Source organism: Nocardia sp. NPDC003963, assembly GCF_053605105.1.
In genome coordinates this window covers 63,495-79,215 of record NZ_JBSGIP010000027.1, presented here as the reverse complement: position 1 = coordinate 79,215, position 15,721 = coordinate 63,495, and the positions used below count along the sequence as shown (strand labels likewise).

Annotated in this window: 11 protein-coding genes; 8 read left to right on the top strand and 3 right to left on the bottom strand. The window is 62.6% G+C overall.

Annotation, left to right across the window (positions count from 1 at the left end; genetic code table 11):
- Nucleotides 1–92: 92 nt before the first annotated feature.
- Both ACWEWT_RS28240 and ACWEWT_RS28235 read right to left on the bottom strand, forming a co-directional pair.
- On the bottom strand, nt 93–3,056 hold the full coding sequence (locus ACWEWT_RS28240) for a caspase family protein (protein WP_452563421.1): 2,964 nt from the start codon (nt 3,054–3,056) through the stop codon (nt 93–95).
- The gene (locus ACWEWT_RS28235; RefSeq protein ID WP_452563419.1) at nt 3,046–3,861 is read right to left on the bottom strand and encodes a hypothetical protein; all 816 of its coding nucleotides are present in this window, start codon (nt 3,859–3,861) and stop codon (nt 3,046–3,048) included. The genes ACWEWT_RS28240 and ACWEWT_RS28235 overlap by 11 nt, the downstream gene beginning before the upstream one ends.
- A 915-nt stretch (nt 3,862–4,776) precedes the next feature.
- On the opposite strand from ACWEWT_RS28235, the gene ACWEWT_RS28230 reads away from it, so the two are divergent.
- Nucleotides 4,777–6,156, top strand: coding sequence for a hypothetical protein (locus ACWEWT_RS28230; protein ID WP_452563417.1), 1,380 nt, complete (start codon nt 4,777–4,779; stop codon nt 6,154–6,156).
- Nucleotides 6,157–6,391: 235 nt separating this feature from the next.
- Here the strand turns inward: ACWEWT_RS28230 and ACWEWT_RS28225 are convergent, their stop codons facing one another.
- Nucleotides 6,392–6,952: a restriction endonuclease gene (locus ACWEWT_RS28225; RefSeq protein WP_452563425.1), complete on the bottom strand. Its 561-nt coding sequence runs from the start codon at nt 6,950–6,952 to the stop codon at nt 6,392–6,394.
- A gap of 265 nt (nt 6,953–7,217) precedes the next feature.
- Here ACWEWT_RS28225 and ACWEWT_RS28220 point away from each other — a divergent pair, with 265 nt between their 5' ends.
- From ACWEWT_RS28220 to ACWEWT_RS28190, 7 genes are all read left to right on the top strand, one after another.
- On the top strand, nt 7,218–9,278 hold the full coding sequence (locus ACWEWT_RS28220; RefSeq protein WP_452563416.1) for a GNAT family N-acetyltransferase: 2,061 nt from the start codon (nt 7,218–7,220) through the stop codon (nt 9,276–9,278).
- A 67-nt stretch (nt 9,279–9,345) separates the two neighbouring features.
- Complete coding sequence (locus ACWEWT_RS28215) at nt 9,346–9,822, top strand: hypothetical protein (RefSeq protein WP_452563414.1); 477 nt, start codon at nt 9,346–9,348, stop codon at nt 9,820–9,822.
- 340 nt (nt 9,823–10,162) lie between these two features.
- Entirely contained in the window at nt 10,163–10,774 is a 612-nt protein-coding gene (locus ACWEWT_RS28210; protein WP_452563413.1) for a hypothetical protein, read from the top strand.
- Nucleotides 10,775–11,104: 330 nt separating this feature from the next.
- Complete coding sequence (locus tag ACWEWT_RS28205; RefSeq protein WP_449870800.1) at nt 11,105–11,242, top strand: hypothetical protein; 138 nt, start codon at nt 11,105–11,107, stop codon at nt 11,240–11,242.
- A gap of 564 nt (nt 11,243–11,806) precedes the next feature.
- Nucleotides 11,807–13,177, top strand: coding sequence for a hypothetical protein (locus ACWEWT_RS28200; RefSeq protein ID WP_452563411.1), 1,371 nt, complete (start codon nt 11,807–11,809; stop codon nt 13,175–13,177).
- A gap of 68 nt (nt 13,178–13,245) precedes the next feature.
- Nucleotides 13,246–13,560: a hypothetical protein gene (locus ACWEWT_RS28195; protein WP_452563409.1), complete on the top strand. Its 315-nt coding sequence runs from the start codon at nt 13,246–13,248 to the stop codon at nt 13,558–13,560.
- A gap of 386 nt (nt 13,561–13,946) precedes the next feature.
- Entirely contained in the window at nt 13,947–14,813 is an 867-nt protein-coding gene (locus ACWEWT_RS28190; RefSeq protein WP_452563408.1) for a hypothetical protein, read from the top strand.
- The last annotated feature ends 908 nt before the right edge of the window (nt 14,814–15,721 follow it).

Here is a 15,721-nt window from a genome sequence, read left to right as displayed (position 1 = left end):
AACCTCAGGAGTCAAACCACCCGGCCCGCTGCGGCACGCTACGGGGAGCTACCCCGACCACGAAACCGCTACCGGAGATATAAGTCGGAACCTCAGATCGCCACCGGCCGGTTGTCGAGGTACGTGCAGGTCACCGCCTCAACGCCGGAAGTGTGGCCAGCGAGCATGGCGAGTTCGGTCCCTGTACTCAGGTCCCACACCCGTACGGTGCCTCGGTGGCTTCCGGTGACAGCAACCGCCTGGTCGTCGAGGTACATGCAGGCCACCGCCTCAACGCCGGAAGTGTGGCCAGCAAGGATGGCGAGTTCGGTCCCTGTACTCAGGTCCCACACCCGTACCGAGCCGTCACCGCCACCGGTGACCGCGACAGGACGGCCATGGAGAAGAGTGCAAGCAGCCGCCCGGACCGCGTCGTTGTGTCCGGCGAGTGCGAACTGTTCAACGCCGCTGGCCAGGTCCCAGACCCGCACCGTGCCGTCGCTACCGCCAGTGACTGCGATGGGCCGGTCGTGGAGATAAGTGCAGGCCACCGCCCGGACCGGGGTCGTGTGGCCGGTCAGTTCGGAATGTTCTGTGCCGGTGGTCAGGTCCCACACCCGGACTGTTGTGTCGTCCCGGCTGGCGGTGACCGCAACGGGCCGGTTGTCGAGGAAGGTGCACGCCAGGGCCGCAACCCCTTTGGTGTGGCCGATGAAGGTGGCACGGTGTGCGGTATGTGTATGGGCGCCGGTGGCCCATCTGACCTGCCAGTGCAATAGCCGGTTGAGTTTGTGTTGCAGGTCGATGGCACCGAAACGGGCAGCATCGATGGCCAGAAGTTGACGCCGACGTGCGGGCGGAAGGGACCGGTGGTAGGCGGCTGAGCATCGGTACACCGCGCGGGTCAGCAATGCGTCCTTGCTGCGCACATGGACAACGGCAGCGAGCAGCGATGCGGGTTCGGCGTGGACGAGGTATTCGGTGTCGGTGAGCAGGTCGTCGATCATGTCGGCGTGGGCGGCGTGGGTCGCCAGGTGGTGGAGGGTGTAGGGGTGGGCTCGTATCCAGTCCCGGTATCCGTCGGTGTGGACGGGGACCTGCTGGTGTAGTGCCGTCACGAACGCGGCGTGTACGACGGCCGGGTCGTGGTCGTGTGCGAGGTATTCGGCCAGCGCTTGGTGGTGGAGGCGGTAGGCCGAGCGGCCGTTCTCGGTGGCTTCCACGACGTAGGAACCGGCGGAGCGACGCAGCCACATCAGGTCGTGGTCGGTGTAGGTGACTGCGGCGATCGTCGAGGCGATCGGTGCCCACAGGTCTTCCCACGGCAGACCCTGGCCTTGCGCGAATGCCAATGGCCGCAACAGCTCTCGTGCCTTGTCGGCGTTGTCGCGTAACCGTGACTGCAGGTCATGGTGCATGGCTGAGCCAGGTAGGGAGGGCAGCCCAGCCCGCCACACCGGATCTGCGGGATCGGGCAGACCAGGCTCCGCGGCAAGGGTGGCAGAGACGATTCGGGCGACCAGGAACGACGGGGAGGCTTGCTCGGCGACCGCGTCTGCAACTGCCCGGAGCGTCGGCTGCGGCTGGTGGCGGTAGATGCTGTCGGGGGCGGATTCCACGAGCCCACGCAGGGCGTAGATGGTCAATGCCGCACGGTCGGCGTAGCGAGCCGAGTCGAGATCCAGCGCCGAGTTTCGGTCCAGTCCGAGATTGCCCAGCAGATAGGAGCGGGTGCCGATCAACAGCCGGATCCCTTGGTAGGCGTGTTCGAGTAACGGGCTCAGCAGGTTACGGGTCACCTCGGTGGGGTCGGTGGCTTCGTCGAGACCGTCGATGAGCACCGTCAATGGTGTGGAGCGTTCGTGCAAGGCCTCAGCGAGTTCACCGACTGTGTCTGCGGATATCTCAGCGGCGGCGGCTATACCGTCGCGAATTTCGTCGAGGGTGAGGTTCTGGGCGTAGATCGCTACGTCTAGCGCTCCTACGGCGGGGATCGCCGCGGCCGGCAGATCGAGAGTCTGCACGGGTACCGTGCGCCGGTATTCGGGGTGGCTCAGGGTGGCGATCAACCCGAGTACCGCGGTCTTACCCGATCCAGGGTCCCCGGTGACAGCCAGCAGTCGGTACGCGGGATCTGGGCGAGTAAGCCAGCCGGTGATGTCGGTCAGGGCGGTGTGGCGTCCGCAGAACCACCAGCCTCGAGCCTGGCTGTTGCCCATCGCCCGCACCATCAGCCGGGTGCGGAGTTCCACCTCGCGGCGCTCGGCGTGTTCCTCCCATTCGCGCGCCCGCTGTATCGCCAAGTCCACATCGGTCATCCGCGGATGGTGGCGGGGATTGGGAAGGAACGGGGGCGCGGTATCGGTCAGCGCGATCTCATGAAAGGAGAGCATCTGATCCCCGGACTCGCCAGCACTTTTCGCGATCTGGGTGGTGGGTGCTTGGATCGCGATAACCGGAGGGCTGTAGCCGGCAGCGGCGAGCGAGCCGGCGGAATCGGTGAGCAGCTGCGGGAACCGCCCGGCTCGGGCGAGTTGGCGGGGCTGGGCCGAGCTGAGGACCACGATCCCGTTCCCGGATTTCGCAGCCCAGCGGTTGGTGTAGGAGTCCAGCGCAGTTTGAGCAAATTGCGCGCCACCTTTGCCGGAGTAGCAGGTGTCCAGCATCAGCAGCAGCCGACAGATCGGGGTCTTGTACAGCAGGGTGTCGGCGATTTCGCTGGTGCTGACGGCGCGGTGTAACCGGTCGGGGTCGGACTCGGCGGTCATGAGCACGTGGCGGTCGAGTCCGTCGAGGCGTTCACCGTGCCCGGTGAAATACACCGCCAGAATGTCATCGGGACGCCGGTCGGAGTCACGGCAGAACTCATCCAGCGCGTCCAATAGCTGGATAGCGGTGGGATTCATCCCGACAGACTCGACCAGGGTGTAACCGAAACGGGTCGTGAACAGCTCCACCATCTGCTCGCGCGCGTCCCACAACCCGGGCCGATCCCACTGTGAACCCGCGATCGTGTGCTCCGCGACGGCGACCGCGATCAAAAACCGCCGCGGACCGTCGGCACCTTCAGCCGCCATATAGACCTTCCGCGATCACCTGGCCGGTGAGCTTGTCGGTGAGATACGGAGCCACTGAGTGAGCGTGGACATCGTTGTGTACCAGCCCGTCGCGCACCCGCTTAGTGACCATGTCACCGAACAACGGAGCCAAGCGTTTGACCAGCGCCACCACATCCCCGGCATCGGCGATGTTGGACCACACCAACCCGTCGGATCCCGGCCACACCCCGATTCCTCCTCCCGGGGCAGGATCGAGTCGATCAAAAACCAGGTTCGGGATACCCAACGGGGAACCCAACGTCACCAGCGCCCGCACCGGATGTCCCGGCATCGAGCACAGTGTTTCGTAGGCGACAACCGAACCCAGCGAATGTCCCACGACCACTCGCGTCTCCGGCGTGATCTGGGCACGGACGCGGTCGCGAACCTGTTCCCGCAGTCGTGGTTCGGTCAGGTAGCGGCGGACCTGCTTGAGGTTTCCGACCACCGAGCGCAACGCGATCCCCGCGAAGAAACGCGAATCCGCCAGCTGCTCGAGAATGACCTGCACCGACTGCGGCACCCGCCCCAAGCTGCGGTCATCAAGTACCGACACTGTCTGATCGGTCGCCGCCACAGCAACCCACCATGCCTCTAACAGGTCCTGCTCGAAGCCGGCCTCGACATCATCGGCATCAAACCACGGCTCCCCGGTCGCCAGCATCTGCCCAGGTGGCCGGAACAGGTCCCCATAGAACGCGGCCGTAACCTCACTGCGGGCCAGCAGTTCCCCGTCGGCCAGCGCCAAGCCGCTGTTGAGAGGGTGCAGCCACTGCTCGGCCATCACCTCACTACCAGCAACCTGCTGTCCGATCCCGTGCACACACACTACCCGCGACATCACCCACCCCAACCTCTCCACGCCCGACCACACAGCCCGTTTAGCCCTGCCCCGCCGAAGCATGCAACGGCACGAAGGCATAACGCATATCGAAACCCTAATCCAGCTCACACCAACGTGTCCGGAATCGACGACTCTCCGACCACACACGATCCGAGCCCACAGCAAGCAATACTGCCTGCCCGCTTCCCTGAATTTCACCAGAGAGTGTCCTCAAGTCCTCAAAGCCTGTGCGGCTGCGGTGGCGGTTTGGCTTGATGGTTCGTCGTGGTGCGTAGGCATGAGTTGACCGAGGACCAGTGGAGCACGAAGGAACCGTTGTTGCCGTTCCCGGAGGCTAAGGCCGGCTGGGTGTGCACGACCGGCGGGTGATCAACGCGATGCTCTCCAAAGACAAGATCGAGGTGGCGTGGCGGGGTCTGCCCGAGCGGTACGGGCCGCGGAAAACGGTCTAAGACTGGTTCTGGCGCTGGTCCCGTAGCGGCACTCTGGGTCCAAGAGGACGGGCCGCTCCAGCCCAAAGTCGTCGTTTCGGTGGCAGGCACGCGGCCCGGCCAGCAATGAGAACCGACTGCTCTTCGCTCGGCCTTCCCGCATTCCGTCGAACCGAGCACCGCCGCTGTTGCAGTGCTTGCATGCGCCGACCCATCGCGCAGGGCGCGCGGACGATAACGGGATCGTCCCACACGGTGACCGGGCTGCACCCCGCAGGCCACCCGAACCGGAGGGCTATTCACATCGCCGCCACCTCCGGGCGGAGTAGCGCCGCCTGCGTTACATCCATTTCCCTTCTCGGCAAGCAAGCGCTTCTGCCCAGCTCCATCGCCAGGCATCAGGAACAACGCTTAGCCTGTGTGGATGGTCGCAATCATCCGACTCGATATAGCTGAAACACGAAAGTGGGCATGGAGTCTCATCGAAGAAGGCCGTCGGCGTATCGCAATCGAGCTACTGGACACCGACCGGGCCGTCGTCGAACAACCGGCAGCACTGACGGTCTTCGTAGCCGAACGAGCGAGTCTGTACCAGACCTCGTTGGTAAGCCCGGAGCTCCGGGGCATTGAACAGTCCGAGCTCGTAGTGATTGCTGTCGGACAGCTAAAGTCCAGCAGAAGACTCAGCCAGATGGATTGGAGGTACACAGTCAATCCTATTGCTGCACTGCAGTCTCCGGTCGTGCTGAAACAACTCTTCAACACGGTAGAACATACAAATCTTCTGCAGAAATTGATGTCCGGTGAGCGTGCGGTTCGCCTCAGGAGTTGGGACAGCGCTGGATTCATATCTGCGTTGCTCGCTCTCTGCGATCAGGACGATGGTGCCCGCGCCAAGCAAGTAATTGCAGCTGCTATGAATGAACCAGTTTCCAGCCGTGTGTCCGATATTCTTGCACAGGAGCGAGATGCAACGGTATCGGCAATGAGGATATCGGGAGTCGTCGACAGTTTGGGTGAACTGCAGAACGTTCCGGTTGATGATGGAGATCCAATGCCATTTCTGGGGCGGGTCGATTCCGAAGGTTCTAGCGGCAGCGCTCATAAGGTGCCTCGTGTCTGGCAGCATGAGGACTCGATAATCGGACTGGATGCGCGGCATGTGCTCGACTGGGTCGGCAGCGAGACGGAACATGCTGCGGCGATGGTTTTCAGCAATCGAGATGGACGCAAGCTCAGTGTAATAAACGCAAACCGGCTGGGAATTGAGCGGGCCGTTGGCGCGGACCTTGTGTACTATAGCCCGCATTGTCACGCATACGTCCTCGTACAGTACAAGATGATGGCTCCCCAAGGCAGTCGAAATAGAGCCTCTAACTGGATATTTCGCCCCGATAACCAATTTAGAGACCAACTTACTAGAATGAAAAATGTAGAAACTAGCCAACACGATCAGAGCGGTTCCGAATCTGGACATCAGACCTATCGACTGGGACAGGCATTAACCTATTTTAAGTTCTGTCGGCACGATACGGGCTTGGACGCGAATACTCAACTGATGAAGGGTTCATATGCTTCGACCGCCTTCGTGGACATGCTCCTGACGCAGGGTCGGGGGCCTCGCGGCGGTGCGGTGATCGATGGCGGAACACTGCGAGATCGAGCCTTGGACAACGCCGCATTCATATCCCTGGTACGCACCTCGTTGATCGGATCCAGCGGGGCGACCACGGACGAGTTGTGTCGTGTAGTAGCAGCGTCGCTTGAGGGTGAACGGAGCGTGGTATTTGCTATGCCGCATTAGCGCACCAGGGACTTCCCCGGTCGAGTTGGACGTATTGCTCATCGCTCCAAAGCAGTTCATGGAGCTTCCGACGCTCGGACAGGGGGCGTGTGGCCGGTCAGTTCGGAATGTTCTGTGCCGGTGGTCAGGTCCCACATCCTCAGAACCGGAAATGGGATCGCGGTCCTCAGCTCGGCCCAGCCTCGCCAACTCGCTCGTCGCCGTACAGCGAATCTGGGCAGCCTCCGGTTACGGATCACGTCCACGGTGCAGGGATTGTGCCTGCATTCCATTTCGCCAGCGTAGCGTTGTCCACCAGCCGTATCCCGGTACGCTCGACAGTCTGCCGCGCCGACTGGGTGAAACGCGATGTGGTGATCAGCACTGCGACGTCGTAGTTGTGCCAGGTGCTGATGCCACCGACGAACTGCTGCATTTCCCGATCCCCCACTGCACGGTTGATGCTGTAGCGCTTGGCCTGCACGATCAACCGCCGCCCATCGGCGGTGGTCGCGACGACATCGGCCCCGCGATCCCCGGCACCGCCGCTGACCTCGACATCCCGGCACCCCGCCGACCGACACAACGAGGCAAGCGCATGCTCGAACTGCTTGTCATCCATCGAGTGAAACGGCAGCACTGCCCGCAGATGATCCTGCGCACGTTCCATCCGGCGGCGCCGCAACCAGTAGCGGGCATAGAACGCGCCGCCGATACCGGCCACCACGGCGATCATCCCAACGACGATGATCACGGCATTATCGCGAGCGAACTGCATCGCCGGAACCCCCACAACGAACACGGCGATCCCGGCCATCCCCAGCACACCGGCACTGAACGAGTGGCGACGTCTGCCCACCTGCACTCCCCTGCTCCATGAACCCCTGCGATATCGATCAGGCTGAACTGTAGCCCCAGGCCCCGACAGAATCGGCTGAACCCAGTCCAGGGATCACAGCGCTTCCGATCAACACAGCAGTCGTCCAACCAACCTCGGATTTCCTCCATCTCCACGAGAAAAGGGTTGGCGCAGAGTCGAATACAGCTGGCGCGACGGCCCCAACAGGTAGGATGATCGATTTATGGTCGCGCTCGAAATTGACGATGTCCGGCCGGGCGATCCGGTGATCGACGAGCTCATCAGGTTGGGTAAGCGCTATAGCCGAACTCTGGGAATGATGCCAGCAGGCGCGTTCAGGGACGCCACCTACCAAGGCGGTCTGCTGGCTGCCAAGATCGAGGGTCGTCTCGTCGGCTATGCCTTGTTTCGGCTTCCCCGCAACAACCAGGTCATGCTTTCACACCTGTGTGTCGACGCCGAGGCACGAGGATCGGGCGTTGCCCATGCGTTAGTGGATGGGATCACAGCCAGACACACGTCCCGCCTGGGCATTCGGGCCAAGTGTCGCAACGATTACGAACTCAACCCCATGTGGGAGGCATTGGGCTTCCACCCACGAGGTACTGCCGTCGGCCGCGGGAGAGATCGCAGCCCCATGACCGTATGGTGGCTGGACCACGGCCACGAGGATCTGTTCAGCTTCCTCACCGAACCCGAAATGCTCGACGACGAGCCCGATCTGATCGAGGCGGCCCTCGACCTCAATATCCTCATGGACCTGCACACGCGAACAGCTACCCCCAGCGCACAGAGGTCCCAAGTGCTGGTTGCCGACCACCTCGTGGGTCGTCTTCGCTTGGTCGTCACCAACGCTGTCGATCGCGAACTCGCACAACATGCACGGGTCCAACGAGCCCCGATCGAGCGAGCCGCGAGCCACTACCCCCGGCGAGCTACGGCCACAAGCGAAGCCGACGCCATATTCACACAACTGGTCCGAGCATCGAACGGCCTCGGCGAGAAGCTTTCCATCCAGGACGAGGGGGATCTATGGCAAATCGCGGAAGCGGTGGCCGCCGGCGTCGGTGTCCTACTGACCTGGGACGACGGAATGCGCAAACGGTTCAAGAGCCTGCAACCAACCGTGCCGGCTCTGGCCGCCTTCCACGTCCTGGACCCCGACCATCTCGTCACTCACCTGGACAAGGTGGCACGAGCGTGGGCTTACCAGCCCGCACGGCTGCAAGGCAGTGCATACGACCGCGTTCGAGCCAGCGCGGACGACGAAACCCGCCTACTGGAATTTCTGGGCCGGACTTCCGGGGAGGCCCGGGGCGAACTGCGTGACCTGCTGCGCAGGCTCGCGCGCGAAGATGTGCCGCGCTGGTTGATCCACACAAGCGACGAACCTGCCATCGCCTGCTACGCCGCACACCTCGACAGCCGAGTCATGCGGGTGCCCTTCCTGCGGACCGCTGGACACCAGATGTCCGACACCATCGCCCGCCAACTGCTTTGGCTTCTGCGCCGTGATGCACGGGAACAGGGAGCATATGTCATCGACGTGTCCGATCGACACGTAGGCGGCGTCCTCACACGCGCGATGGCATCCGAACCGTTTCACCACCACGATCATCACAGGTACGCCTGGGTTATTCCGGTATGCGGGAACAGCCACGACATCGGCCAGGCCGCCAATGAGGCGCGTCAACTCGTCGACGCAGCGCCGGGACCATTGCTACGCCCCGGCCTCCCCCCTCGCACCGCTGCCGAGATCGAGCGATCGCTGTGGCCGGCCAAATTGACCGATAGCGCCCTGAAGCACTACATCATCCCCATTCAACCCCGGTGGAGCGGGGAACTGCTCGGCTACCCGAGTCAGCTCACAACCCGCCCCATAGAGCTATCGCTCGGCCGCGAACAGGTCTACTACCGAACCGCCGATCGCAAGCTGACCGCACCCGCCAGAATCCTGTGGCGAGTCAGCCAAGGACGCAACACCTCAGCAGAGATCATCGGCACATCGCTACTCGACGCAATCGATGTCGACACCCCCGCACGCCTGCATGCCACTTTTCAGCACTACGGAGTGTTCGACCTGCCGCTGCTTGAGAAGCTCGCCAAGGACAGACCCACAGTGCAAGCCGTACGGTTCTCCGACACCGAACTGTTCGACGCACCCATCTCCAACAGCACCTACAACCAGCTGAGGAACCAGCACGGCGGTCCAAAAGCGTTCTACGGACCTCAACCCATCGAACCGGAGCTTTTTGCCGCCCTATATCGGTCCGGGACTACCTAGCCCGAGCAGAACCCGAACCTGCGCGTCGAACGTGCGTTCGACCATGCCCGCAGATAAAGTGCGTGCCATGATCGCGACACCTGCACCAGAAGACGGGCCTACACCCTTGCCACGCCCGCTGCTCCTGTCGCTCCGTCCCAGATTCGCCCATGCCATCCTCGACGGTACGAAGACCGTCGAATTACGACGCACCCGCGTATCCGCACTCCCCGGGACGCTTCTCGTCCTCTACTCCAGCTCGCCCGTCATGGCCGTGGTCGGCGTGGCAACACTCGCGGAACGCGATACCGACAGCCCGGAGATCATCTGGCGACGATACCGACGGCGCATCGGCCTGTCCCGAGCGGAATTCTCCGACTACTTCACCGGCGCCGAGCACGCCACCGCCCTTACGATCGTCAACCCCCGGACACTACCAGAACCGATGACGCTCAGTTGGTTACGATCACACGCCACGTTCCAACCTCCCCAGAGTTACCGATACATCGCCCCCACCGATCCCGCCCCCCTCGCCGAACTTGCCGTGGCTTGGTCGAGCTACTGATCGAACCAGTCTGTCAGGGCGGGACGGTGATCGGAGAGGCCGAGGTGGCCTGTCTCGGCGCAAGGAAGCATCGCGTCGGAGAAGTCGGCCGAGGAACCCTCGGCAGCAGAAGGTTTGGATGCCCCGATTGCCCAGGAATTGGCGCACGCGGTCCGAAAAAAGAGGGTGTCACTGGCTGGGCCAGTGGTTTGCCGAGCAGCACCTGGCGTCGGAGGGTCAGTGACTGCGCCCCAGCGCCTCGCGCAGGTCGTCCGTGAACGACCGAAAACCGCCTGCAAACTGAGGCGTTGCGTGCCATTGTGATCGAGTGTCATCGATTCCAGGCCTCCCCGAGGATCCAATGGGCTACCTCGAACTGGCCGATCCGTACATGGTGTTGGGCCCGGGTTATGTCGAGGTTGCGGTCTTCCAGTACCGACTCTGTGCACTGATCTGGCTATACAGGACCACAAGCGCAGCGATCGAGACGGAACTCGCGCGACTTACGGAGATGGAGGAGACCGGGTCGCATCGGGTACCCGGATGGGAGGGCGAATCGGACATGGTGCTAGACGAAGTCCAGGGCATACTCGACGGCGAGGCTGCACCCGTGGGCGCGGGCACCATCATGGCATCGTGTTGCAGCGCACTCGAATCGCTGCTGACCGTCATGCTCCCCCTCGGCTCACGACGTGGACTCCGGCCGAAGGCTCAAGCTGTGGCCAGCCTCCTGGCCGACCGGAAGGAAGCGGACACGATCGTCGAACACGCTGGCTGGCTCGCGGAACGACGCAACTCGTTCGCCCACCGACTGACCGACGAAGGCGGCCACTGGGACGACGAGCCGAACAGCCAGCGGTACGACTTCGACGACGACGCCGTTGAGGAGACTTTCGAACGTTGCGGAGAAATCGCCACGCTCCTCGATAAGCGATACGAGGAAATCACCCGCTGGCGCGAAGCGAGGCAATAGCGGGAGTAGCCCCGCCGATTACGCGCACCGCCACAATAGCGACAAGGCCGAAGGGCGGCAAGAACTCGCCAAAGACAGGTCAGCGCTTGCCAATGCGAGCGACGGAATCCTGGTGATCGTCGAGCGGTATAGCATCTCGGGCTGCGAGGAAGGCCTCGGCCAGTACCACGTACAGGTTATCCACAACAGCGACCACCGCAACGCAGAGCCCCGGGCCTGAATCATCCCGCCCAGATACGTGGTACGGACGGTCGAGGAGCTCGACCCAAGCCATCGCTGGCGCTCCCGCTCTTTGCGAGCCGATCCGCACCCCTTGCCAGAATCATCGAGATGCATATGGCCAAAGCCGGCCATCTCAGGCTGATTCGTGAGCCGTCGACACAGTCAGCGCAGCTACGGGCGGTCGGCGTCGGCACGGCGGGTGCGCTGGTGATTGCGCACCGGATCCTGCTGCACAAAGCTGCCTGACCATTCGCCCGCACCGAGGAGACTGCGATGCGTGTCCACACGCCGATTTCAGCGTGCGCTATCGCCCGGTCCGGGGTGGCGTCGCATGGCACGCAAACAGGCTCCCGGTCAGCACGCCTGGCGATCCGCAGCACGAAACGACGGGGGTCACCCGTGAACACCCCAACTTGCACTCGGTCGTGTACGACCGGCGCTTGCGAGGAGACATGAGGAAGACCCTTCAGCAGGAGCCTCGTCCTGCCGAATCAGTGTCACCAAGGGAACCTCAGTCTTCCGGCTGCCCACTGCAGCGAGACCGGTCCGGCTCCGAGGCGACACCGCACTTTGCGGTCCGCGAATCCGCCTCTGTCATCGCGCCGGTCGGTGACCCGATGCTGGTGGGAACTTGTGGAACAGTTCGGGCGTGACTTCCGGACGTGCACAGATTAAGATCTCGATTGGTCGAGCAGCCTCGTCGGTAACGAGGCCAGCAGCCGCGATTCCATTCTTGACCGTGGCGCGTCGTCGGTAGCGACGTGCGTGAGGTCTTTCCTTCATTCGAGCCTTCAAGCTTCAGGAGTCCTCGTGACATTCGAGTACCCGGCCACGGCGCCAGCGTTTTACGTGCAGACCAACCCGGGCAAGGCAAAACTGCTCATCGGTGAATTCGGCACCCAGTCCAGACGTCTCACGCCGATCACAACCGTGAGTATCGGCAGTGATGAAGAAGCCGATCGGTTGGTCACCGCGTTGGAAAATTCAGCCTGGCACGGGGATCGGGGTGCCTGGGACGCTCTCGCGGCGGGGCTCCCCAGCGCCGTGGTCTTGGCCTGCAATCAGACGCTGTCGACGCTGCCCCAACCTGCCTCACTCGCCATCGGGAGTGACGGACGGCCTCTATCGGTAGTGGCGACGAGGTATTTTTCTACCACGAGTGAGGATCTGCGGCAGCAGGCTTCTGCTTCGTATGACCTGAGCTTCATGACTCTCATCGACAACTACCGCCCGGACGATGGGCTCGATGTCGGTTATCGCCTGCGCCTTCTGAGTGGCGAGATCGAGCTGCCGGTGGGGGCGGGCAGCTCGGTCTGGCCCGCCGGGGGTCAGGAGCCAGCCGAACGCCGGTTGATCGGTCCGAACGAACTCGACGAAGTCCTGACCGATGCACGGTGGCAGAGCCACCGTGCTCGGGCACATTGGTTTTGGCGTGTCGAATGTGACGAGGACGGGGAAGTAGACACCGGCGAGGCGACCTGGGTCGTAGAGTTCTTCGATGAGCCTGTGCCGGACGATCCAGAGCCGGACACCCCTCAGGAGTACGACAGTTTCGTTGTCGGCGAGTGGAACCCGTGGCCGATGACTTCAAGGACGCGGTTCGTGCTGTGGCAGTCGATGGTCTGCCTGACCACACTGCTCGAGTTGGAACTGTCGGTGTGGGACGAGAACGAAGCAGAGCCGGATGTTCCAGAGCTGATCGAGGACTTTCCGTGGTCGGTGCGCTCTCAGCCGCGCGCCTGGTGGGTGGAGGTGCTTCGATCCGGACAGCGGCTCATCAGTGCGCTGCGCACCGGCGAGTCATGGAATCCTCATACTCCCGCCGAAGAAGCGCTCATCTATCTGTGCTGCACGGGTGGCTGGATTGATGCTGGACATGACGTGATAAACGAACGTGGGGTCTTGCGACGACAGTTCCGGGATCTTGCCGAGGGTGCAGAGTGGGATGCCGATGCCGATTCGCCCGAGAGTGGGCCCGACTTCGATTGGGATGAGGTACCGGCGGCGCTTGCCGGAGATGAGGACATTGCGCTCCTCTGGCGCCCCGAACTGGACGGGCTCGGCGATCCGAGCGTCAACGAGAACGTGACCTTGGGAATCGGAGATTACACGCCCAGTTCGTGGCATGTTCGCTTCGACCGGTACCGAAGCGATCCGAATCCCGCTTCGGCCCTCTATTGACTTTGCTTCCGCGAGCTGACGCTACCTGGGAAAGATCCTGCCTCTTGAGGCGGTGGGTCAGTCGATGGATGGTTGCCGCGCCCTGGAATGACGCGAACACCGGATCCACCCCTCGTGACCGAACATTCGTGGACGCGCCCGCCACCCGCATCATCGCCATCGGGTACCCCGACCACAGAGCCTTCAACGTCACCGAACCGGACGACACCTTCCTCTTCCCGGGCGCGGACAACCCGATGCTGAAATACCTCATCCGCACGGCGAAGGAGTACGAAACGAATAAGGCCAACTTCGCCATACCATGGCTGGCGGTCCACGCCTGGCACAAAGGAGCACTCCAGACCCTGGCCCACACATCCCGGCCGTACGACCACGTCGAATAACAGCAGCCCATCCGGCGATCCGTTTGCAACCGGATAACACCAGCGCCAAACGTGAGGTTGGGTCCAATGAAACAGGCTAGGGCGTTCCAAGGCCGGCCCAGACCTGTTATTTCTGTTGGCCTAACGTTCCACGAGACCCGTGCGTCAGGACAGACCGGGTAAGGGCAGGCTGGATCGCTGCGCATCATCTGGCCAGGCCGTCTAAAACTACCGGCGTTCGGCTGCTTCACGCTGATGCACCTTGCTTTGTGAGCGTGCCTGGCTGGCCGGAACACTGCTTATGGCGTGGGGATGGCGAAGCGGTCGTTATGGCGTGGGGATGGCGAAGCGGTCGGGCGGCCAGCTCTTGTAGGTGTGTAGGTGTGTAGGTGTGTAGCATTCTTCGAATGGGTTACTACGACAACCTGCAGCCATTGCTGATCCCTCGCGGAACGCCCATCACCGATGCCGAACGGCTAGCCCAACTCGTTCCAGGAGAGGGTTACATGGGATTGACCGACTACGAAGACCGTAAGCGGGAGGGCTACGAAGGCGACGTAGGGGCGGAATGCCATGGCTTCGGCGCCTGGGCGCTCGCCAAGAAATCCGACAGCGACCCGGTCGTAGTGCATCTGCACTACATCCATACCCCCGAGCAACTGGCGAAGGCCGAAGAAATCAAGAAGATCTACGACAATGACGGCATCGCGCTCAGCGGGCCCATCGAAACGATCGTTGGCCGAGGTGACAACGCTCGCGTACTGGCCGCCTATGAGGGATATGCCAGTGACGCCGATGCCGTATTCGACGCCCGTCGTATCGCTTTGGCCTCGGTGCTCGAACGCGATGTCTACACCCAGGATTGCGGCTGGGAAGACGAGTGTGTGTTCCTAAGCCGTGGTGGTGAAGGCTATTTCGCCATCTTCCGCACCCGCGGCGACGGTCGGATCGATTGTCATCTGACCGATTTGGGCGCAATGGACGCGCTTGCGAAGTACGCCGAGACCGTGATGGACTTGGCGGGCGGGCTTCCCAAGGTCGCACAAGCGTGGCTGTACAGAGAGGCGGGGGAGGCAATGACCAGTCAGGCCAAGTTCGCGCTCGAGAGTGCCCTTTGGTCTTCGACGATGCCGGATGCCACGGGCAAGCCGCTTTCCACTGTCGCCGGGCTGGCCCGCGCCCTGCATACTGACCGGGGCAACTTGTCGCGGCAGGTCGGCAAAGCGAAGGCGAAGTACGCGGAGAGGATCCCAGCGAATCGAAAGAAGCGCTGACCACAAAATCAGCTGATGGACAACGAAAGCACGTGGCCAAGTGTCAGACCCCAACGACGACGGCGAAGTGAACCCGCGACCCAGGAACGGAGATATTCCGGCAATCCTCGATAAGCTGTGGGCAGTCGTGGTCGAACCCGACGAGTGGGGCCGTTTGAAGTGGTCACCGCCCCACCAAGATTGGCTGCCTTGGCTGGATAGCCAAATCGGCTACTTGCGGGGTTTCGCGGCAGCGCCTCTATCGCAGCCGCTTCGCGATGACATCGTCGCGAGCGTGCCCGTGTTGGTCTCAGAAGTCTCGGCGGCGATACAGGAACGATTCGCGAACAGAAGCCATTGCGCACGGTGTGGTGGCGGAGTAGCGGACCACTACGCGATGCCGGATGTCTTCGGCGAAGCCAAGGTCTACTGTGTACAGCTACCTGACACAGCGTTGGTTCCGGGGTCCACCGTCAAGCACTGGGCAAGTCTGGCCGCATGCAGGCGAGTTTCGCCCCGTTACGTGTCCGACCAGCACGGCTACGAGTGGATACAGTACACACACGGAGATGGAGTCCCCGCTTCTCTTGCCGTATCGCAGCCATGGTGTCGCGATTGCCGAACAGCGGCCAAAGCGGTAGCGGCCCGCGCGAAGAGGGAGGGCATCACCACTGAGAAGTGGCTTCAAAACACCGAGAAGGAGCGGATCGACGTGCGCCGGGAAAACCGCCGCTACCGATGACGGCACTGGTTCCGGGCTGGTCGTCTGCGACGACTGAAAACCCAGGCACCGGTAATTCCATCCGCTCGGTCGTTCATGACGGGCCCAACCCAACCCTGCCCAGAATTCGTCGGCGTCCTCGCTGAAAGCGACCAGCCTGCGATAAGGATGCCGCGCCGCCGGTGCTGCGATCACCGCAACACCGCCA

Bases quoted from the DNA above. Each gene is read 5' to 3' on its own strand.
- ACWEWT_RS28230 (WP_452563417.1), top strand. From the start codon at position 4,777: ATGGTCGCAATCATCCGACTCGATATAGCTGAAACACGAAAGTGGGCA.
- ACWEWT_RS28195 (WP_452563409.1), top strand. From the start codon at position 13,246: ATGGTTGCCGCGCCCTGGAATGACGCGAACACCGGATCCACCCCTCGT.
- ACWEWT_RS28225 (WP_452563425.1), bottom strand. From the start codon at position 6,952: ATGGCCGGGATCGCCGTGTTCGTTGTGGGGGTTCCGGCGATGCAGTTC.
- ACWEWT_RS28210 (WP_452563413.1), top strand. From the start codon at position 10,163: ATGGGCTACCTCGAACTGGCCGATCCGTACATGGTGTTGGGCCCGGGT.
- ACWEWT_RS28240 (WP_452563421.1), bottom strand. From the start codon at position 3,056: ATGGCGGCTGAAGGTGCCGACGGTCCGCGGCGGTTTTTGATCGCGGTC.
- ACWEWT_RS28220 (WP_452563416.1), top strand. From the start codon at position 7,218: ATGGTCGCGCTCGAAATTGACGATGTCCGGCCGGGCGATCCGGTGATC.
- ACWEWT_RS28190 (WP_452563408.1), top strand. From the start codon at position 13,947: ATGGGTTACTACGACAACCTGCAGCCATTGCTGATCCCTCGCGGAACG.
- ACWEWT_RS28205 (WP_449870800.1), top strand. From the start codon at position 11,105: ATGCATATGGCCAAAGCCGGCCATCTCAGGCTGATTCGTGAGCCGTCG.
- ACWEWT_RS28235 (WP_452563419.1), bottom strand. From the start codon at position 3,861: ATGGCCGAGCAGTGGCTGCACCCTCTCAACAGCGGCTTGGCGCTGGCC.
- ACWEWT_RS28215 (WP_452563414.1), top strand. From the start codon at position 9,346: ATGATCGCGACACCTGCACCAGAAGACGGGCCTACACCCTTGCCACGC.